The following is a 20,230-nucleotide window of genomic DNA, read 5'->3' as shown; positions in this document are numbered from 1 at the left end:
CTCCAGCAAAATCGAATGTGTAATGCAGTTTAGCATTACATTCGCATTACATCGAATTCTGGATAACGCCTCTCAAAACCGACTCAAACTCTCCATCGCCACCGCCTTAAACTCGGCAAAATCTCCGCAGCTACACAGCCGCGACATCGCGCGCTCGCGCAGGAAGGTGACGAAAATATCGTAAATCGCCATCGCCTCTTCGTATTCGCTTTTGCTGATGGCGAGCAGGAAGATGACGTGCGCGGTTGCGTCTCCCCACTGAATACCCTGCGGCGCCAGCACCGTGTAGACCACCGTTTTCTGCGCCAGCAGGCCGAGGGAGTGCGGCAGCGCAATGCCGTCGCCGAGCATGGTGCTGACGATGGCCTCACGCTCGATAACCGAATCCAGAAACTCCGCCCCGACGTAGCCTTCTCCTTCAAGCTGCTCGCACAGCTCGCGGAACAGCGTTTGCTGGTCAACGGGCGTGTCGATGATACGGAAATGGGCGGCGTCGAAGTATTTATCCAGCATCCACGGGCGGGTGCGGTCCACCAGCACCAGCTTGCCGATCTGCTCCAGCTGATAGTCGGTCGGGAACGGGGCGATCATTACCACCGGCTTAGACTTTTCGCTCACGCGGGCGGTGGATATGACAAAGTCTTCGCCGATGGATTCGGTCAGCTCGTACTCACGCAGGGTGAGCGTGCGCGTGACCTCGATCTGCGGGTATTTACGCTGCAGCACCGCCTCGATCATGCGCACCATCGCGTTACCGGCGTCGCACACCAGCAGCACGCGCGGCTGGCGCTGGTAGCCAATGTTGTAGTGGCGCTCCAGCCCGACGCCAATATGCAGCACCAGGAAGCCAATCTCGTTTTCGCTGATCACATACGGCGTGTATTTGCCCCAGCTCGACACCGCCGCCAGGGTCATATCCCAGGCCATCGGGTAGTGCTGCTTAATGTTATCCAGCAGCGGGTTGGGGATCATGATTTGATACCGCACGCGGGTGATCATGGTCTTGATGTGCGTGAGCAGGTCCGCGTGCAGCTGCTCGTCGCTGAGCAGGTTGTAGTTATAGTGGGTGTTGATGTAGCGCAGGATGTAGTTGACCAGCGCCTCGTCGTCGTCAGCGTTAATGGCGCTCGGGGCAATCTCCTGGATCTGCCGCGCCGCAATGTGCACGCAGAGCCAGCTCTCCTCCGAAGGTGAAAGCGCTTTGCCCGCCAGCTGCTGGATAGTGACGGCGATATCCTTCGCCGCCTCGCGCACGTTCTCCTCCACGTCTTCGGCGTGGAATTCCGGCAGCGGATAGCCCTCGCTGATGCGCCGCACCGACACCGCGCAGTACAGGCGCAGGAACAGCTCGCCTTCATCGGTCAGGCGGATGTGGTGGCGCGTCAGCGCGTCGTGCAGCACGGGCACCATCTGTTCCGCTACGCCCGCATTCAGCGCAACGTCAGTCACCAGCGGGTTCAGGCTATCCTGCTGCGCCAGCTCCCAGAGAAGATCGGTGAGACAGGCCCGGGTCGCCATCTCGCTGCCAAACAGCTTCATGCCGTGGCGCGGGCGGGTTTCCAGCGTCAGGTGATAGCGATGGAACCACTCGCGGACCTCCACCATGTCGCTTTGCAGCGTGGCGCGGCTGACGAACCACTCGTCCGCCAGATCTTCCAGCTTGAGAGAGAATGCGGAAGTGAGAAAACGCACCACCAGATAATGCACGCGCTCGGGCCCGGTTCGGGGAATGCGCAGCGCGCGGGGGTGGGATGCCTGCAGCTGCTGATAACGTTCAGCGTCGTCGATTTTGAGCTGATAGCCGTTGCCGCGGCTCAGAATAAACTGCGCGCCGTGGCTTGCCAGCAGCGCGTTCAGGGCGGTGATATCGGCACGGACGGTTCGCGTGGAGACCGACAGCCGCTGCGCCAGCTCGTCCTGCGGCAGCGTCTCGTTTTGCAACAGGTCGAAAAGTTGCGCTAAACGTTGGTTCGGGAATCGCACGTCGTTGTCCTCTTACGGCTTAGGGTGAAATGACCATCTGGGATGGACTGCCGACCGGGGTATAGTCCGGCTCGAAGCTGAGTTTGCCGTCCTGCGCCACGCGGAAACGGGTAATGTTGTCGCTGCGCTGGTTCATGACGTACAGCCAGCGCCCCTGCTTATCAAGCGTCAGGGTGCGCGGGTAATCCCCCCGCGTCCACACGTCGTCCCGATGGGTCAGCGTGCCATCCGCCGTTACGGTAAAGTGCGCGATGCTGTTATGCAAACGGTTCGCCACATACAGCTGCTTGCCGTCGGCGCTTAACGCCAGCCCCGCGGCAAAACTGGTGCCTTTGTAACCTTCCGGCAGCGCGGAAACCGTTTTGCCCTCTTGCAGCGTGCCGTTTGCCGTCACGGCATAATGGGTCAGCGTAGACGCCTCTTCGTTAATCAGCCACAGGGCATCGCCTTTTGGCGTAAAGACAAAGTGGCGCGGCCCGGCGCCTTTTGAGGAAGCGCTGATAAACGGCGGATCGTTCGGGGTTAGCTTCCCTGTTCGATCGTCAAAACGGTACTGGTAGAGGCGATCCAGCCCCAGATCGGTGGAAAACACGTATTTCCCGCTCGGATCGGCGGCGATCATGTGCGCATGTGGGCCGTTATGATCGCTGATGGCAAAGCTGCCCTCCGCTGCCGCTTCTGGCTTAGCCGCACCCGGTTCACCCCGATCCTGATGCTGATCCGAGGCGTCACCCAGGCTGCCGTCTGCGCTGACGGGCAAAACGGCAATCGATCCGCTGACGTAGTTCGCCACCAGCAGGTGCTTGCCGTTCGGCGTCAGGGAAAGATACACCGGCCCCGCACCGCCGGACGCCACCTGATTCAGCTCGCTCAGCGCGCCGTTATCCCCCACCCGCAGCGCCTGCACCACGCCCTGCTCCACTTCGCTTGCCAGATACAGCGTTTTGCCGTCGTGAGAGGCGGCCAGCTGCGCGGCGTTGGGCAGCTTGCTCACCAGCGTTTTATTCGCCAGCGCGCCGCTTTGCGGATCGACGGTAAAGCGGTACAGCCCTTCACCGTTGGGGTTGTAGGTGCCTACCCAGGCGTACTGGGTTTGAGCGACGGCAGTGGTGGCAAGCAGAGAGAGTGAAGCGACGAGCAGGTTACGGGTGTGCATGGCGGCTCCTTCGGGTGTGTGCGGTGTTTACCCCCTCACCCTAACCCTCTCCCCATAGGGGAGAGGGGACGATTACACCCTCTCCCCTATGGGGAGAGGGCTGGGGTGAGGGGTGTTGTTATTGCTACTTAACCAGCTTCTTCGTCATCGCAAGCAGCGTACGCACGTCTTCCGGGCGCGTATCGCCGCTGGCTTTGTCGATAATCGAGCTGTAGATATGCGGGATGATTTTGCTCACGCCCGCGTCGAGGGCGATCTGCAGGATCTCCTCATAGTTTTCCAGATCGATACCTCCGGTCGGCTCGAGCCAGAAGTCGTGACGGGCGCAGGCTTCCGCCACCGCTTTGTACTCGTCACGGCACTTCAGGCCACCCATCGGGAAGTATTTGATGGAGCTGCCGCCGAAATCCTTCAGCAGGGCAATCGCGGTTTCAACCGATACGATGCCGTCCGGGGCCGTGCTGCTCAGCGGGCCGGTGGAGATTTTGACCATCCCGACGGTGCCGGTCGGCGAGACCAGACCGTTAACCACCGATTCATTCTGCCCCAGCAGCGCGCGGCTGGTGGCCACGCCGGTGAACACCTGGTTGACGTGCTGCGGCTGGACCTGACGGGAAATTTCACTCACCATCGCCGACTGGTTCGGATCGCCCGCGCCCAGCCCAACGGAGAGCGCGTTATCAATCAGCGCGGCATATTCACGCATATCGGCAACGGCGCTCGCCACGTCCGGGTAATTTTTGGAGAGCACGCCCACCAGCACGTGACCTTCCGCCGCCTCGTAAATGGCGCTGGCGTTGGCTTTCGATCCTGCCAGCACGTTCAGGCAGACGCGGTCACGGTAAAAATTGGGGGTCAGTTTCATGCTTTTTTCTCCTGTCCTAATACTTCGCTAATGCGGCGGTATACGATGTTCAGCTGGTCAGCATTCACGCTTCGCACGTCCGCTTCGATAATCCCTTCGTTGGCCTTGTAGCCACGGAAGTAAATGGCGTATTCACCCAGCTTCAGCTTCGCCACCAGATCGCCGGTGCCGACGCCGGTTGTCGCTTCGTCAAACTTAATCTCGGTGCGCGCGATGTCGCGTCCGGCGCTGTCCCAGACCACGCGCGCGGTGACGCCGTTCAGGGTGTTGAGCGCGTCGATAAACTGCGTCATCTTCGCCACCATCTCGGCCCCGCTCTCTTTGGTCGCCGTCAGGTAGTGTTCGATGGCGCAGGTCAGGCCAAGGATCCCCTCTTTACCCACCTTCATCGCGCGACCAATGCCCGCCGTCTGGCGCTTCACCCACTCCACGTATTGGGTTTTGCCGATCACCAAGCCACTGGTTGGCCCTTCGATCGCCTTCGCGCCGCTGTAGATCACCAGATCCGCGCCGGAGCGGTAGTAGGCGTGCAGATCTTCTTCCGCCGCCGCATCAACGATCAGCGGGAGATCGTGCTTGCGCGCCACGACCGCCGCCTGCTCGACGCTGAGCATGCTTTTCTGCACGCAGTGGTGCGATTTGATGTAGAGGATCGCCGCCGTGCGCGGAGTGATCGCCGCCGCCAGCTGATCGGCAGAGCATTCGTTGGCGTAGCCCGCCTCCACCAGCTTACCGCCGCCCAGCGCGACCATGGTGCCCACCGGCGCGCCAAAGTTCACGTTGTGGCCTTTCGGCAGGACGATTTCGTTATTCTCGATTGGAGTGACGTGCAGGTTTTCGAGCAGCCAGTCGCTGTCTTTCACCAGCACCGCCGCCACGGACTGGGCAATGCCCGCCGACGCGCAGGAGACGACCGTTGCCCCTTCCACATCCAGAAGCTTCGCGATGTATTCCCCGGTTTTGTTGACCAGATCCTTCATCTCGAAATAGTGATTCATGCCGTCCATCGCCGCCTGCACCACTTCCGGGCGCGGCGTGGAAACGCCCAGCGCCGTCATGCGGCCGGAGGTGTTGATAACCTGCTTTAAGTTGTACTTCTCATAAATCGAAGACATGTTCCGTGCTCCCTTGTTCGGTCATGTAGCCCTTGCCCGCGCGGATCGCGGCAAGCGGCACCAGAATGTGTTCAGCCTGCAGGCTGTCGTTTTCAGCATCCGTCAGCACCGTCGGCTGGCGTTTAATCGTGAACAGCGTCAGGTCGGCGTCGAGGCCAGGCTGGATGCGGCCCTTGCGCGTCAGGCGCAGGCCGTCAGCGGCGTTCGCGGTCACGCAGTCAATCACCTGCGGCAATGACATGCCGATGGCGAGGAATTTCGACATCACGCTTGCCAGCGAGCCCACCGGGCCGTTAATGCGGTTGCGGCAGTAGATATCCGAGCTGATGGTGTGCGGCAGAATGCCCATCGCGATGGCGCGTTTCGCCACCTCAAAGCTGAAGCTCGCCGTACCGTGCCCCACGTCCAGGCGCACGCCGCGCTTCAGGGCAGAGGTGATGGAGGCGCGCAGCTCGCCGGATGGCGTCAGAATGCGGTTTGGCTTGCCGTTGTAGCAGTGGGTGATGATGTCGCCTGAACTGAGCAGTTCGGCAATTTCGTCGAGGTTCGGCGGGTTGTTGCCAATGTGCACCATCAGCGGCAGGTCGCCGTTCTCTTTCTGGATGGCTTTCGCGCGCTCCAGCGGCGTAATGCCGTTTTCACCGACCACGCTGCTGCTCATGCGCGCCTTCAGGCCGACGATAAAATCGGGGTGGCGCTTCACCGCCTGCGTCACCGCGTCGGCATCAATATTCGCCATATTGGCCAGCTCGTTCTGGGCAATCAGCCCCACGCGGGAGATGTTCAGCAGGGCAAACACCTCGGTGGAGGCTCTGCGGGTGATGTCGTAGAAATCGTCCACGTCGTCGGCGCCGGTGCTGCCCGCGTCCACCACGGAGGTCACGCCGGTGGCAATGCCGACGCTGTCGGGTTCGTCGTGGTAAATCGGGGAGTTCGGGTAGCAGTGAACGTGGGAGTCAATCCAGCCTGCGCTGACGAACACGTCGCCGTTCAGCTCGACCGTTTTACGAGCGGGAGCATCAATCTCGCCCAGCGCCGCGATTTTCCCGTCCTGAATGGCGATATCGGTCAGGGTATCGTCGGCAAGGCGCGCACGGCGCAGGAGTAAATCAAACATGAGGATCTCCTGATAAGGCGGGCGCCTGAGCGCCCGCGGGTATTAAAGGGCGACCGGGAACAGCCAGCCCAACAGCATTGCACCGAGGATCGCACCGCCGGTAATCGGCTTCTGCCAGATGTAGAACAGCAGCGCGCCCAGCAGGGAACCGACGCCAATCGGGATGGAGGCGGTCATGGCGCTGAGGATAATCAACGGCCCGAGGAAGCGGCCGGAGGCGTTACCCGCGCCCATCATCACGTCTGCACCGTAGGTGGAGTTGCTCTGGTTGATGGTGAACTTACGCGCCAGGATGATGACGTAGCCAATCGCCAGACCAATCACCAGGCCGGTGATCAGCGCGGCAATGAAGTTGGTCACCGGGAACATGATGCCCGCGCCCAGCAGCAGCGCTGGAACGCCGAGGCCCACGCCGGTCTGGATGGCTCCGCCGATATCAAGAATACCGACCAGCGACCCTTCGATAATACGGGCGAACAGGAAGCTCGCACCGAACGCCGCGACCGCGCCGTAGACGCCGGTATCCATTCCCGCTTTCAGCATCGCCACGAAGGCCACTTCGTTAAACGCGCCGATGCCGTAGAGGTAGTACATGTGCGTCCCGGCGAAGACGCCGGAGGAGAGCAGGCCAACGAAGATCGGGAACGACCAGTCGGCATACCAAAAACCTTTATTCTGTTCCATTTAGAGGCTCCTGTTATTTACCGCTGAGCGAGTTGTGGATCATGTCGAGCCAGTTCGGCACCGTCAGATGGAAGGATTCGATCATCTTCATGTCGAAGCCGCGGAAGAAGCCGCTCAGCACGAACAGGGCGACAATGGCCGCCATCATCACCTTGGTGACGTGGTTCCAGCCGCTCTCTTCGACGCCTTTACCGATCAGGATACCCAGCACCAGGCCCGGTACGGCGTTACCCATGATCAGCTGCGCTGCGCCGCCGAACACGGTGGCCCAGAAGCCGGATTTTTTACCCGCGTCGATGGCCGCCAGCCAGAAGATCACCGGCATCACGGTGTTGACCAGCAGGTTCGCGGCAGGCACCAGCACCTTCACGGCGGTGACCTGAAGCGCAGCCGGAACGGAGGAGGCGGTCAGGTTCAGGAAGGTCACGACGATCATGCCGATCGCGCCGCAGGCAATTGCCATTTTGCGGGGATCGTGCAGCGTTTCGCCGACGTTACGGTTTTTGATCATCAGTGCAGCAGCACCCCAGTTCGGGATGATGCGGTGGTCAACGTCCTGTGTGAAGGCACCTGCGGCCACGGAAGAGGCCCAGGCGTTAAAGAAGAAGCCTAACCCAAAGGAGAAGTGAGACGCCGGATCGCCTTCGCAGGAGTTCAGCTCCCCCAACGTACGAAACGCGCCCATACCCTGAGTGGTAGGCGCATGAAACATGCGTGCAGCCCCGGCTCCCACACCGACGCCAACGAGGCCGCCAATGATGAGCGATTTTATTAATATAATTAAGAACATCAGTCTGCCCTTTTATGAATAATCAGCGTTGCGTGACGAAATCCACCTGGTCAAGATTGATGGCGGTCACGTTGACGGTCACATCCAGCTCCACGCTGTAGGTGCGTCTTTCCCGGCGCAGAAAGAAGAACAGAAACGCTTCTTTTCGCACCGCTTCTTGCGCCTGAACAACCTGCACATCCTGTGGCTCAATACGCAGTAAGATATGCGGTGACGTTTTCATCACCGCGGCCTGAACGTGGTTGAGCGCGTCGGCAAAGGCGCGCGCTTTGGCGTCACCTTTGCCCTTCACTCTCACCGTGGTTGTGAACTGTTCTTTCATGCTTATGCGCCGTATTTCTTCTGCCACGCCTGCACCAGACGCTCGCCCAGCTCTTCTTTATCCATAAAGCCAAAGCCCAGCACGTTGCAGCCTTCGTTGATGGCGGTCACGCCCTCTTCCACGGAACGCATCCCGTATTTGGCCTTGTAGCCATATTTGGTTTGGGCCGTGATGGCACCCGCGCCGCCGCTGCCGCAGAAGGAGATGCCGAAGGTAGCGTTTTCCGCTTTCATCATGTCGCCCAGCTTCATATCCGCCGCCATGCCCGGTACAACCACCGCGCGTCCACCTGCTTTTTCCACACCGGCAGCCACTTTCTGACCTTTGCCCAGGCGATCGCCAATCACGACTGTAATCTGTTCCATGTGTTGCTCCTTAAAGGTTGTCTTTCGCGACTTCGAAGTGAACGGAGAGCAGCCAGGCTTCTTCATCTGGAAGATTGCCAAACTGCGCTACCACTTCACGGGCGAGTTGCATTGAATCGGGTGAAATTTCGTCGAACAGCTCCGCTTCAACCTCCGGCAGCGGCTCGCCGGTCACGGACCGGTGCGCCATCGCGCGAACGTGGGAGGTCAGCATCTGCTCCTGCACTGCATTAGGGATGATGTCGTGTCTGGCCAGCAGGGCATAAACCTGCTGCAGCATGGTGTTCGCGAGCTGCTCTGTTTGCTCCGCCTGTTCCCCAACGTCGTTCATTACCGCTCCGTTAATCACTGGTCTTACCCCGTTAATGGCTCTGGAATAAAACTAACGTTGCAGGGGAATTGTTTGTAGCGAGTTGTTTTCCACTTCGAAGTGGAAAGGCGAGCCGCAGCAGTGATCTGTGCCACATAAATGCGGTGAATCTGGATAAACCGCTGTATTTACGTGATGAATATCACGCTATTCAGCGGCAATGAACAGGCAAGCAGAGTCGAAAAGTTTCCGAGCAGGCTCGTAGAAATGTGACGTGGATAAGGTTTTCTTATGGGGATTCGCTAGAGTGGCTGCGGGTGCTTGAGACTGACCGTCTCATGCATGGGACGGAAAGTGGAAAGCCCCTACCTGAATTTAAATCAGGGCGGGGCCGTAAACGACACGTCCAACCGTGGAGTTCGCTACCTCGCCCGCTTTACAGCAAGGAGGCATCCATGAAACGCCAAAACCCAGGCACTGGAGTTTTGATGATTATTGCTTTGACAATAATCATCTTAACGCTGGTGACGCGGAAAACACTGTGCGAGATCAGTTTTCGAAACGATTCTTTTGCAGTGACAGCGAGGATGGATTGTCGCTCCGGTAAGTAGGGAGCAAGCATGCGCGGGGGTACAGAGCGTGCCCCCGCACACGGAGAAAGGACGTACAGCTCAGGCACCCAATTAACGATATTTTTTGTGGTAGGTGTTGCGCGTAGCCACGAACTGGTCGGCTGCTGCCTGGGCTTCCTTCACTTTGCCTTCGTTAGCCAGCTTCAGCGCGCCGTCGATCTGGCCAACCAGCACGTCAAAGCCGTGGCGATAGTCCTTCATCTCGGCGCTGTCTGCCGCTTTGCTTTCCAGCTTCGGCGGGGTCGCTTTTTGCGCGTCCAGCGCCGCTTCACGCATCTTCGTCAATGCGTCTTTCATCTCCGCCGCATTGTCGGTTTTTTGCACTACCTTCAGGTTTTCACTGAGGATGTCCATGTTGTCTTCAAGATCGGCGGCAAACGCAGACGAGCCAAGAACCAGCGTTGAAGCTGCGACGATCGCTAACAGGTGTTTACGCATTGCTCACTTCCTTTTTTATTATTAACAAAACGCTAAATCTATTGTCCGGCGATTTTCATCTCCGGAAGTAACACAGAACCACACTGTATATTGCTACGTGTTTCAATATCGTTACCGACCGTAACGATGTTGCGCCACATGTCCTTCAGGTTGCCAGCGATGGTGATTTCGCTCACCGGATACTGAATTTCGCCGTTTTCTACCCAGAAGCCCGCCGCACCGCGCGAGTAGTCGCCCGTGATGCCGCTTACGCCTTGGCCCATCAGTTCCGTGACGACCAGGCCGGTGCCCATCTCTTTCAGCATCTGCTCGAAGTTCAGGCCCTGCCCTTCAATGCGCCAGTTGTGAATGCCGCCCGCGTGTCCGGTGCTTTTCAGCCCCAGCTTGCGCGCAGAGTAGTTGGTCAGCAGCCACTGGGTCAGAATACCGTCTTTGATGATATCGCGACGTTCGGTGCGCACGCCTTCGCTGTCGAACGGCGTGGAGGCCAGCCCTTTCAGCAGGTGCGGATGCTCTTCAATGGTCAGCCATTCCGGCAAGATCTGCTTGCCCAGCGAGTCGAGCAGGAAGGTCGATTTACGGTACACCGAGCCGCCCGCAATCGCGCCGACCAGATGGCCAAACAGGCCGGTCGCCACTTCGTTGGCAAAAATGACCGGGGCCTTCATGGTGGAGAGTTTGCGCGGCGACAGGCGGGACAGCGTGCGCTCGGCGCACTCTTTACCCACCCACTCAGGAGACTGCAAATCCCCCAGCGCGCGCCCAATGGTGTACGCGTAGTCACGCTCCATGTCGCCGTTCTCTTCGGCGATCACGCAGCTGGAGAGCGAGTGGCGCGTTGAGCAGTAGCCCTGCAGCATGCCGTGGCTGTTGCCGAAGACTTTGATGCCGTAGTGGCTGTTAAAGCTGCCGCCTTCGGTATTGGTGATGCGCTTATCGGCCTGCAGGGAAGCCTGCTCGGCGCGCGCGGCGAGTTCAATGGCTTCATCCGGCGTCACTTCCGCCGGGTGGAAAAGATCGAGATCCGGGGCATCGAAGGCCAGCAGATCTTTATCCGCTACGCCCGCGTAAGGGTCCGGGGAGGTGTAACGGGCGATATCCAGCGCCGCCTGCACCGTACGGGCAATGGCATCCGGGCTGAGATCGGTGGATGACGCGCTGCCTTTGCGATTCTGGTGATACACCGTGATCCCAAGCGCGCCATCGCTGTTGAATTCTACGTTCTCCACTTCACCATAGCGGGTGCTCACGCTGATGCCGGTGGTTTTGCTGACCGCCACTTCGGCGCCATCTGATTTTTCTGAAGCAAGCATCAGCGCGGTGGAGACGGCTTCTTCCAGAATCTTACGCTGCGCTTCAACTTGTGAGGTTACTTTCATCGCAAATGCCATACTGTAAGAGAGAGTTAACTGAAGTCTAACAGAGAACCGTTTTTCAGTGCGCGTCTTAACTGGTAACATTAGCCTCTTTTTTTAAGGAGCCTGACATGACTAAGCAGCCCGAAGACTGGCTCGACGACGTTCCCGGTGATGACATCGAAGACGAAGATGATGAGATCATCTGGGTCAGTAAAAGTGAAATTAAACGTGACGCCGAAGAGTTAAAACAGCTTGGCGCAGAAATGGTAGAACTGGGTAAAAACGCGCTGGACAAGATCCCGCTCGACCAGGATCTGCGTGATGCCATTGAACTGGCACAGAAAATCAAAAAAGAAGGCCGTCGTCGCCAGCTTCAGCTCATCGGGAAAATGCTGCGTCAGCGCGACGTTGATCCGATCCGCCAGGCGCTGGACAAGCTGAAAAACCGCCACAACCAGCAGGTTGCGTTTTTCCATAAGCTTGAGCAGATCCGCGATCGTCTGATTGAAGAAGGCGATGATGCCGTACCTGAAGTGCTGAACCTGTGGCCGGATGCCGACCGCCAGCAGCTGCGTTCATTGATCCGCAACGCGAAGAAAGAGAAAGAAGGGAATAAGCCGCCGAAGTCCGCGCGCCTGATTTTCCAGTATCTGCGCGAGCTGTCTGAGAACGAAGAGTAATATCGAACCGCCTGTTCCCCTCACCCCGGCCCTCTCCCCAGAGGGGCGAGGGAGAAAACACGGGAAAGTAGGCCCGGTAAGCGCAAGCGCCACCGGGCTTTTTTTTACTCTGCGGCGGCCGCTTCCGCTTTCTTCGCCAGACCGTCCAGCAGCTTCTGATGGATGCCACCGAACCCGCCGTTGCTCATCACCAGAATGTGGTCGCCAGGCTGTGCGGCTTTCACCACCATATCCGCTAAGACATCCACGTCCGCACTCCAGTACGCAGGCTGAATGCAGGCGTCGGCGACTTCCGCCACCTGCCACGGAATATGCTGCGGCTGCAGCAGGAAGACCTCGTCGGCACGTCCTAACGACGGCGCGAGATCGTCTTTGCAGATGCCCATTTTCATGGTGTTAGATCGCGGCTCCAGCACCGCAAGAATGCGCGCAGTGCCGCCCACTTTACCGCGCAGGGCGGCAAGCGTGGCCAGAATAGCCGTTGGGTGGTGCGCGAAATCGTCATACACGGTAACGCCGTGGGCTTCACCGCGCAGCTCCAGGCGACGACGGGCGTTAATGAACGAGCCCAGCGCATTGGCCGCATCCGCAGGCAGCACGCCCACGTGACGCGCGGCGGCAATCGCCATCAGGCCGTTGTGCATGTTGTGCTCGCCCACCAGGCCCCACTTCACCTCACCCACTTTCTCGCCGTCGAGCAGCACTTCCCACTCGGAGGCATCCGCGTTGAGTTTTTTCGCCTGCCAGTGGCCCTGCTCGCCCACCAGCTCCTGCTCGCTCCAGCAGCCCATCGCCATCGTCTGCTTCAGGTTGATGTCATTCTCCGGCAGGATGATGCGGCCCTGACCCGGCACGATGCGGACCAGGTGGTGGAACTGTTTCTGGATGGCTTTCAGGTCGTCAAAGATATCCGCATGATCGAACTCAAGATTGTTGAGGATCAGCGTGCGCGGGCAGTAATGGACGAACTTGGAGCGTTTGTCGAAGAACGCGCAGTCGTACTCGTCGGCTTCGATCACGAAGAACGGGCTATCGCCCAGGCGTGCAGAAACGTCGAAATTCCCCGGGACGCCGCCGATCACAAAGCCCGGCTTGTAGCCGCAGGCTTCGAGGATCCAGGTTGCCATCCCGGCAGTGGTGGTTTTGCCGTGCGTGCCGGCTACGGCAACAACCCAGCGGTCGCGCAGGACGAAATCATGCAGCCACTGGGGGCCAGACATGAACGGAATATTACGTTCCAGCACCGCTTCAACGCACGGATTACCGCGGGTCATGGCGTTACCGATAATCACCAGATCCGGCTGTGGATCAAGCTGGCTGGCATCGTATCCCTGAATAAGAGAGATACCCTGCTTCTCCAGAAGCGTGCTCATCGGCGGATACACATTGGCGTCCGAACCTGTCACCTCATGGCCAAGAGAACGCGCCAGCATTGCCAGCCCGCCCATGAAAGTGCCACAAATCCCCAATATATGAATGCGCATACGTCACTATCCTTCTTCAATGTGGCGCACATTTTACTCACATGTCAGCGGCAGTAAAACGCATTTCAGGAAATTCCGTATCCTGCTGGCGCGATTCACCTCTGCGCTAATATTTGAATGTTTGTTAAGATTGTTGGGCTTTAGTCGTTTTAGTGAACATACGATCGCTCTACTCACATAAGATGCAGGGAAAGTGTTATGAAAACGTTAGGTGAATTTATTGTCGAAAAGCAGCACGAGTTCTCTCATGCTACCGGTGAACTCACTGCTTTGCTGTCGGCAATAAAGCTGGGCGCTAAGATCATCCACCGCGATATCAACAAGGCCGGACTGGTCGATATCCTGGGTGCCAGCGGTGCCGAGAACGTTCAGGGCGAGGTTCAACAGAAGCTCGACCTGTTCGCAAATGAAAAACTGAAAGCTGCACTGCGCGCGCGCGACATCGTTGCGGGTATCGCCTCGGAAGAAGAAGATGAAATCGTCGTTTTCGAAGGGTGCGAACACGCAAAATACGTTGTTCTGATGGACCCTCTCGACGGCTCCTCCAATATCGACGTTAACGTCTCTGTCGGTACCATTTTCTCCATCTACCGTCGCGTCACGCCGGTTGGCACACCGGTGACGGAAGAAGATTTCCTCCAGCCGGGCAGCAAGCAGGTTGCGGCGGGCTATGTGGTGTATGGTTCCTCCACCATGCTGGTCTACACGACCGGCTGCGGCGTTCACGCCTTTACCTACGATCCGTCGCTGGGCGTTTTCTGCCTGAGCCAGGAACGTATGCGCTTCCCGCAGAAGGGCAACACTTACTCCATTAACGAAGGTAACTACATCCGCTTCCCGAACGGCGTGAAGAAGTACATCAAATTCTGCCAGGAAGAAGATAAAGCCACGCAGCGCCCGTACACCTCGCGCTACATCGGCTCTCTGGTTGCTGACTTCCACCGCAACCTGCTGAAGGGCGGCATTTACCTCTACCCAAGCACCGCCAGCCACCCGGACGGTAAGCTGCGTCTGCTGTATGAATGCAACCCAATGGCGTTCCTGGCCGAGCAGGCGGGCGGCAAGGCGAGCGACGGTAAAGAGCGTATCCTGGACATCGTGCCGGAAAGCCTGCACCAGCGTCGTTCGTTCTTCGTGGGCAACGACCATATGGTTGAAGATGTTGAACGTCTGATCCGCGAGTATCCGGACGCGTAACGCACCTTTCAGGGGAGCCACTTCGGCTCCCCAACTCATTTATATATTTTACCGTATAAGTGTTTATAAAAAACGCGCTTTAACATTCATCACTGCTCCTGCATTATTTCCATAACAGTTTGACCGTTATTTCATGGAGCATCACGTCGTGATAAATAATTATTCTCGTGCCAATACCGGCATTGATTTAAATCTTATTCCTGTTTTTATTGAAGTGGTCCGCTGCGGCAGCATGGCGAAGGCGTCGGTACGCCTGGAGATGTCTCGCCCGGCGGTGAGCCTGGCGTTAAAGCGGTTTAATCAGCTGTTTGATGAGCCGCTGTTTTTCCGTAAAGGTTTATTTCTTGAACCGACCGAGAAAGCTTTAGCGCTCACCCGTTCTCTGGAAATATTAATCGGTAATATTCACGATAATATGCGTGAAGCGAATTCAGGGAAAAATAAAACCCTGGCACAGCCTGTACCAGGGCCGGAGATATTTATCCCGCAGTCTGAACCGTCAGCTTAAATGATGACATGGCTTCCATCAGCTCCCGCGACTGCTCTTCCAGCGAGCGCGTCGCGGCGGAAGATTGCTGAACCAGCGCCGCGTTTTGCTGCGCGGTTTCATCCATCTGGTTCACCGCAATATTCACCTGCTCAATACCGCGGCTCTGCTCCTGGGACGCGGTCGCAATTTCGCGCATCAGCCTGGTCATACGCATCACTTCCGTTGCAATTTCGTCCATCGTTTCGCCAGCCTGCTGCGCCAGCTCGCTGCCCTCATTCACGTGGGTTTGCGAATCGCTAATAAGCGAACGGATCTCTTTTGCGGCATCGGCGCTGCGGCTGGCCAGGTTACGTACTTCACCCGCCACAACGGCAAAACCGCGCCCCTGCTCGCCCGCGCGCGCCGCTTCCACGGAGGCGTTAAGCGCCAGAATATTGGTCTGGAACGCAATGCCGTCAATCACGCTCAGGATGTCGGCGATACGCGCCGAGCTGCCTGAGATATCGCGCATTTTCTCAATCACGTAGCAGACCATTTCGCTGCCGTGGTCGGCAGTATCTGACACCGATTTCGCCATCTGGTGCGCTTGCTCCGCGTTATCGGCATTGAGCTTCACCGTGGCGGTAATCTCTTCCATGCTGGCTGCCGTCTGCTCCAGCGACGTCGCGTTGGATTCCGTGCGTTGGGCAAGGTGCATGTTCCCCGCCGTCAGCTCGCGGCTGCCGACATCAATTTGCGAGCTGGCATCGCGCACGCGCAAAACCGAGCCCATCAGCGACTGGCGCATCTCTTCAATGGCCGCGTTCAGGCGGTTAAATTCCTGGCTGGCCGGGGCGTTCAGCGTGTGGGTTAAATCGCCTGATGCCACGTGCTCAAGCTGGGAAATCGATGCCGAGAGCGGCTTGAGGAGCATGTGACGCAGCACCAGCCAGGCCAGGACGATAATCCCCGCCGTCAGCAGCGCCGCCACGACGATCAGGATCAGCACCCGCGTTTTGCTCGCCTGCACCGCGCTAACTTCCGCTTTCCCGCGCGCTTCGCTCCACGCCTGGAACGCCTGCATGTCGTTGTCAAACTGCTTCGCTACCGGGATCAGCGTATTCTCCAGCAGATCGTAATAACCGTCGGCGCTCTGGTCGTTAAGCGCTTTCAGCATCGGGTTGATCCCCTGCTGGTTATACGCCGCCAGACTCTTCGCCACGTTATCCAGCAGCTTTTGTCCCTGCTCGTCAGCCACGCCGCCGTCGATCACGCCCTTCAGCGTTTTCTGAGCCAACGCGACTTCCTGATTGATGTTTTTTACCGATTTGGATGCATCGTCCAGCAGACCGATTTCCATCATCCTGACGGCCTGGCCCGCCTCATTGCGCGCGCGCAGGATCAGCGTATAGCCAGAGTTAAGCTGCACCATCTGCTCACCCTGAAGGTGGTTGATGCGCTGGAGCGAGCTGGAACTCTGCGTGAGGGCATAAATGCCGATGCCGCTGACAATCAGCAGCAGAAGGGTCATAACGGCCAGTAAAGAGAGCAAGCCGGTACGAATCGATAGCGTTTTAAGCATGATGTTATTTCCGGTAGCGAGATATTTCTTGGCGTAAAAGAAGAGTATCGGCTGCTACCGGAAAATGTTTAGTCTTTAAGCAAATTCATAGTGTTATAGCTTTGTTGCTGACGTGCTCACGCGCGTAACAGGCGAGCTTTGGCGGTTCTCCCAGAGCACCGTCAGGCCGCGCTGCAGGGCGATAAAGATAAACAGCAGAACGCCGATGGCGATCTTTGTCCACCACGAGCTGAGCGTGCCGTCGAAGTTAATGTAGGTCTGAATCAGCCCCTGGATCGCTACGCCGAACAGCGTGCCCAGCACCGTTCCCACGCCCCCGCTGAGCAGCGTGCCGCCAATCACGACGGAGGCAATCGCGTCCAGCTCCACCCCCACGCCCGCCAGCGCGTAACCGGCCTGGGTATACACCGAGAAGACGATCCCCGCCAGCGTCGCCAGACCGGTCGAGAGCATGTAGATGCGGATGGTGGTGCTGCGGGTGGAAATGCCCATCAGGTTGGCCGAGGTGGCGCTACCGCCAATGGCGTAGACCTGATTGCCAAACCGGGTGCGGTGCGCCAGGAAGATCCCAATCACCACCACGCCCAGCATCAGCAGCCCCATCGCGCTCAGGCGACCGCCGCCGGGAATTTTCCACGCCAGGCTTGAGAGCGTGTCGTAGATCGGATGGTTAATCGGAATCGACTCCTCCGACACCAGATAGCTCACGCCGCGCAGGAAAAACATGCCCGCCAGGGTGATGATAAAGGCCGGAATTTTCAGCGCGTCGATCAGTAGCCCCATAAAGGCACCAAACGCGCAGCCCATGACCAGCACCAGCGGGAATGCCACCAGCGGCGAGATGCCCCAGAAGCCAATCGCCTTCGCGAGAAATACGCCCGTAAACGCGATCACCGAGCCAACGGAGAGATCGATTCCGCCGGAGAGGATCACAAAGGTCATCCCGACGGCGATGATGCCCAGAAACGCGTTATCGGTCAGGATGTTGCAAATCACGCGCGTGGAGGCAAAGCCGGGGAACTGCGTAAGGCAATACAGGTAGCCCAGCACGAACACGCCCAGCGTGATCATCAGCGGTAAGTTACGTTTTATCATGGCCACGGATCCCCTTAATGATGCTGACAAAGCGCGGCGACTGAACGATCAGCACGCAGAGCACGACCACCGCTTTCACCACCTGGTTAAGCTCCGGCTGGAAGCCAGAGAGCAGAATGCCGGTGTTCATCCCCTGAATAATCAGCGCCCCCACTACGGAGAGCAGCAGGTTAAAGCGGCCCCCCATCAGCGATGCACCGCCAATGACCACCGCCAGAATGGCATCCAGCTCCAGCCAAAGTCCGGCGTTGTTGGCATCGGCGCCGCGAATATCCGCGGCGACAATAACCCCGGCAATCGCAGCGCAGACGCCGCTCAGCACGTAGGTCAGCATCACCATCAGCCGGGTATTCACCCCGGCGTTGCGCGCGGCGCGAATGTTAATCCCCACCGCTTCAATAAACATGCCGAGCGCCGTTTTGCGGGTAACAAGCCAGAACGCCAGCAGCGTCACCAGCGCAACGATCACCGGCGTCGGGAAGAAGAGAAAATTACCGCTGCCGATCCACGCCAGGCTCGGAGAGTTAAAGGTGACGATCTGCCCGGAGGTAATGAGCTGCGCCACGCCGCGTCCGGCCACCATCAGTATCAGCGTGGCGACAAAGGGCTGAATTTTGAGAACCGCCACCAGAATGCCGTTCCACAGCCCGGCCAGTACGCCTGACCCCAGCGCGGCCAGCAGCACGACAGGCAGGCTATGTCCGGCCACGGTCATCGAAGCGGCGGTAGCGCCAGCAATGGCCATCACCGCGCCAACGGAGAGGTCAATCCCGCCGGTGGCAATCACCAGCGTCATGCCAATCGCCAGCAGCGCCACGGGGGCAGCGCGGTTTAAAATGTCTATCGGGCTGCCGAACAGGCGGCCATCCTGAATGATGATCTGGAAGAAATGCGGCGAGACCAGGCTATCCACCAGCAGCACCAGCAGCAGCGCAGCGATTTGCGGCGTGCCGGTCGGCCAGCTGAAGCGGCGCTTTGACTCGCCGGTTTGCGAAAGGGAACGGGGCATCACGATTAACTCCTTACGCCGCGATGGCATTCATGATTGCCGGAACGGACAGCTTATCCAGCGGGATCTCTGCCACCTGTTTGCGATCGCGCATGATGATGACGCGATCGGCATAGCCCACCAGCTCTTCCAGCTCGGACGAGATCACCAGCAGCGCCAGCCCGTCCGCACAGAGCGTCTCGATCAGTCGAATAATTTCGGCGTGCGCCCCCACGTCAATGCCGCGCGTGGGCTCGTCGAGGATCAGGAACTGCGGTTTGGTCAGCAGCCAGCGCGACAGCAGCACCTTCTGCTGGTTACCGCCTGAGAGAAACTCGATGGGCTGTTCCGCGCTCGGCGTGCGGATGCCCAGCTGGCGGATAAAGCGCTCGGCAATGGCGTTCTGCTCTTTGCGGGGTATCGGGCGCAGCCAGCCGCGCTGCGCCTGCAGCGCCAGAATGATATTTTCCCGCACCGAGGCGGCAGCAATAATGCCGTCGGTTTTCCGGTCTTCCGGGCAGAAGCCGACGCCCAGACAGGACGCCTGATGCGGCGACCGCAGGGTTTGCGGTTTGCCCTTGATCAGCGCGCTGCCGCTGTCGGCAGGCTTGATCCCGAAGATCACCTCGGCGGTTTCGGTGCGACCCGAGCCCAGCAGGCCCGCCAGCCCGACGATCTCACCGGGACGGACCTCCAGGCTGAACGGCGAGATCACGCCTTTTTTGCCGTAATCGCTGAACGCGGCGACCGGTTTATCGCTCAGCAGCGTGCGGCCTGCGCGCTGAAGCGCGTTGGTTTCCAGCTCGCGGCCCAGCATCATTTTGACCAGCTCAATCTGCGGCAGCTCGCGGGTTTCGCGGCAGCCGACAAAGCTGCCGTTGCGGAGCACCGTGATGCGATCGCTCACCTCATACACCTGATCGAGGAAGTGGGTGACAAAGATCAGGCTTACGCCCCGATCGCGCAGATGACGCATCAGGGTAAAGAGCATTTCCACTTCCTGGGTATCGAGGCTGGCGGTGGGTTCGTCGAGGATCAGCACTTTGGCCGAGAGATCGATGGCGCGGCAAATGGCGACGATCTGCTGCATCGCCACGGAAAAGCGGTTCAGCGGCTCGCGGACGTCGAGGGAGAAGCCGTACGATTCCATCAGTTTTGTCGCCCGCGCCTCCATCTCTTTGCGGCGCAGCAGGCCAAAACGGCGTGGCTCACGGCCAATAAACAGGTTGTCCGCCACCGACATGTTCGGCAGCAGGTTCACTTCCTGGTACACCGTCCCGATCCCCAGCAGCTGGGCGTGGGCGGTATTTTTTGGCGAAATAGCGTTGCCTTCCAGCCAGATGGTGCCGCGATCCGCGTGATACACGCCGGTCAGGGCTTTGATCAGCGTCGATTTACCCGCACCGTTCTCGCCCAGCAGCGCCATAATCTCGCCGCGCCGCAGGCTGAAATCAACGTTATCCAGCGCCTTCACGCCGGGGAAGAATTTACTCAAGCCCTCTGTGCGGAGGATTTCCTGGTGTTGTGCTGTAGTCATGGTTCCCCCTCACCCTGACCCTCTCCCCGGAGGGGAGAGGGGAGAGATCGTGCCAATCTTTAA

General features: G+C 58.8%; 21 protein-coding genes. 4 read left to right on the top strand and 17 right to left on the bottom strand.

The genetic code is table 11. The features are described from left to right. Positions 1-72 precede the first annotated feature (72 nt). The 10 genes from VPX56_RS02870 to VPX56_RS02825 form a co-directional block, all read right to left on the bottom strand. Positions 73-1,983 (bottom strand): BglG family transcription antiterminator, encoded by a 1,911-nt coding sequence (locus tag VPX56_RS02870; RefSeq protein WP_326469740.1) that lies wholly within the window; start codon positions 1,981-1,983, stop codon positions 73-75. A 19-nt stretch (positions 1,984-2,002) separates the two neighbouring features. Beyond that, positions 2,003-3,139 (bottom strand): lactonase family protein, encoded by a 1,137-nt coding sequence (locus VPX56_RS02865; protein WP_326469738.1) that lies wholly within the window; start codon positions 3,137-3,139, stop codon positions 2,003-2,005. Between the two features lie 124 nt (positions 3,140-3,263). Continuing rightward, positions 3,264-4,004 (bottom strand): 2-dehydro-3-deoxy-phosphogluconate aldolase, encoded by a 741-nt coding sequence (gene dagF, locus VPX56_RS02860; RefSeq protein ID WP_326469737.1) that lies wholly within the window; start codon positions 4,002-4,004, stop codon positions 3,264-3,266. After that, a complete protein-coding gene (locus VPX56_RS02855) occupies positions 4,001-5,119 on the bottom strand; it encodes a DgaE family pyridoxal phosphate-dependent ammonia lyase (RefSeq protein WP_326469735.1) in 1,119 nt (372 codons plus the stop codon). The genes dagF and VPX56_RS02855 overlap by 4 nt, the downstream gene beginning before the upstream one ends. Next, positions 5,103-6,236, bottom strand: coding sequence for an amidohydrolase/deacetylase family metallohydrolase (locus tag VPX56_RS02850; protein WP_326469733.1), 1,134 nt, complete (start codon positions 6,234-6,236; stop codon positions 5,103-5,105). Before VPX56_RS02850 ends, VPX56_RS02855 begins: the two co-directional genes overlap by 17 nt. A 42-nt stretch (positions 6,237-6,278) precedes the next feature. After that, positions 6,279-6,920, bottom strand: a complete 642-nt coding sequence (locus VPX56_RS02845) for a DUF4310 family protein (RefSeq protein ID WP_006179056.1) — start codon at positions 6,918-6,920, stop codon at positions 6,279-6,281. 13 nt (positions 6,921-6,933) lie between these two features. Further along, entirely contained in the window at positions 6,934-7,710 is a 777-nt protein-coding gene (locus VPX56_RS02840) for a DUF4311 domain-containing protein (protein WP_263611407.1), read from the bottom strand. A 22-nt stretch (positions 7,711-7,732) separates the two neighbouring features. After that, positions 7,733-8,032, bottom strand: a complete 300-nt coding sequence (locus VPX56_RS02835) for a DUF4312 family protein (RefSeq protein WP_023324060.1) — start codon at positions 8,030-8,032, stop codon at positions 7,733-7,735. A 2-nt stretch (positions 8,033-8,034) separates the two neighbouring features. Then, a complete protein-coding gene (locus VPX56_RS02830; protein ID WP_010427372.1) occupies positions 8,035-8,397 on the bottom strand; it encodes an SFCGS family glycine-rich protein in 363 nt (120 codons plus the stop codon). Between the two features lie 10 nt (positions 8,398-8,407). Beyond that, positions 8,408-8,746, bottom strand: coding sequence for a glycine dehydrogenase (locus tag VPX56_RS02825; protein ID WP_108417867.1), 339 nt, complete (start codon positions 8,744-8,746; stop codon positions 8,408-8,410). A gap of 299 nt (positions 8,747-9,045) precedes the next feature. Here VPX56_RS02825 and VPX56_RS22995 point away from each other — a divergent pair, with 299 nt between their 5' ends. Beyond that, positions 9,046-9,318 carry a Hok/Gef family protein gene (locus VPX56_RS22995; protein ID WP_333902812.1) on the top strand — a complete coding sequence of 91 codons (273 nt, stop codon included), beginning with the start codon at positions 9,046-9,048 and terminating at the stop codon, positions 9,316-9,318. Positions 9,319-9,390: 72 nt separating this feature from the next. On the opposite strand, the gene cybC is transcribed toward VPX56_RS22995, so the two are convergent. Together cybC and pmbA are read right to left on the bottom strand one after the other, a co-directional pair. Then, a complete protein-coding gene (cybC, locus tag VPX56_RS02820; RefSeq protein ID WP_131634148.1) occupies positions 9,391-9,777 on the bottom strand; it encodes a cytochrome b562 in 387 nt (128 codons plus the stop codon). Positions 9,778-9,815: 38 nt separating this feature from the next. After that, on the bottom strand, positions 9,816-11,168 hold the full coding sequence (gene pmbA / locus VPX56_RS02815; protein ID WP_326469728.1) for a metalloprotease PmbA: 1,353 nt from the start codon (positions 11,166-11,168) through the stop codon (positions 9,816-9,818). Positions 11,169-11,263: 95 nt separating this feature from the next. Between pmbA and yjgA the strand changes: the two genes are divergently transcribed. After that, a complete protein-coding gene (gene yjgA, locus VPX56_RS02810; protein ID WP_131634150.1) occupies positions 11,264-11,815 on the top strand; it encodes a ribosome biogenesis factor YjgA in 552 nt (183 codons plus the stop codon). 104 nt (positions 11,816-11,919) lie between these two features. On the opposite strand, the gene mpl is transcribed toward yjgA, so the two are convergent. Next, positions 11,920-13,299 carry a UDP-N-acetylmuramate:L-alanyl-gamma-D-glutamyl-meso-diaminopimelate ligase gene (mpl, locus tag VPX56_RS02805; RefSeq protein WP_326469726.1) on the bottom strand — a complete coding sequence of 460 codons (1,380 nt, stop codon included), beginning with the start codon at positions 13,297-13,299 and terminating at the stop codon, positions 11,920-11,922. A 198-nt stretch (positions 13,300-13,497) separates the two neighbouring features. Here mpl and fbp point away from each other — a divergent pair, with 198 nt between their 5' ends. Both fbp and VPX56_RS02795 read left to right on the top strand, forming a co-directional pair. Continuing rightward, on the top strand, positions 13,498-14,496 hold the full coding sequence (gene fbp, locus VPX56_RS02800; protein ID WP_131634153.1) for a class 1 fructose-bisphosphatase: 999 nt from the start codon (positions 13,498-13,500) through the stop codon (positions 14,494-14,496). A gap of 151 nt (positions 14,497-14,647) precedes the next feature. Beyond that, positions 14,648-15,004: a helix-turn-helix domain-containing protein gene (locus VPX56_RS02795; RefSeq protein WP_326471943.1), complete on the top strand. Its 357-nt coding sequence runs from the start codon at positions 14,648-14,650 to the stop codon at positions 15,002-15,004. Here the strand turns inward: VPX56_RS02795 and VPX56_RS02790 are convergent. The 4 genes from VPX56_RS02790 to ytfR form a co-directional block, all read right to left on the bottom strand. Beyond that, positions 14,976-16,547 carry a methyl-accepting chemotaxis protein gene (locus VPX56_RS02790; RefSeq protein ID WP_131634154.1) on the bottom strand — a complete coding sequence of 524 codons (1,572 nt, stop codon included), beginning with the start codon at positions 16,545-16,547 and terminating at the stop codon, positions 14,976-14,978. The genes VPX56_RS02795 and VPX56_RS02790 overlap by 29 nt on opposite strands. A gap of 93 nt (positions 16,548-16,640) precedes the next feature. Continuing rightward, positions 16,641-17,642 carry a galactofuranose ABC transporter, permease protein YjfF gene (yjfF, locus tag VPX56_RS02785; protein WP_326469724.1) on the bottom strand — a complete coding sequence of 334 codons (1,002 nt, stop codon included), beginning with the start codon at positions 17,640-17,642 and terminating at the stop codon, positions 16,641-16,643. Beyond that, positions 17,629-18,654 (bottom strand): galactofuranose ABC transporter, ATP-binding protein YtfT, encoded by a 1,026-nt coding sequence (ytfT, locus tag VPX56_RS02780; RefSeq protein ID WP_165500711.1) that lies wholly within the window; start codon positions 18,652-18,654, stop codon positions 17,629-17,631. The genes yjfF and ytfT overlap by 14 nt, the downstream gene beginning before the upstream one ends. A 10-nt stretch (positions 18,655-18,664) precedes the next feature. Continuing rightward, positions 18,665-20,167 carry a galactofuranose ABC transporter, ATP-binding protein YtfR gene (gene ytfR / locus VPX56_RS02775; RefSeq protein WP_326469721.1) on the bottom strand — a complete coding sequence of 501 codons (1,503 nt, stop codon included), beginning with the start codon at positions 20,165-20,167 and terminating at the stop codon, positions 18,665-18,667. Between the last annotated feature and the right edge of the window lie 63 nt (positions 20,168-20,230).

This window comes from Enterobacter wuhouensis (assembly GCF_035835995.1).
Taxonomy (GTDB): Bacteria; Pseudomonadota; Gammaproteobacteria; order Enterobacterales; family Enterobacteriaceae; genus Enterobacter; species Enterobacter wuhouensis.
This window is presented reverse-complemented; position numbering and strand designations above follow the sequence as displayed.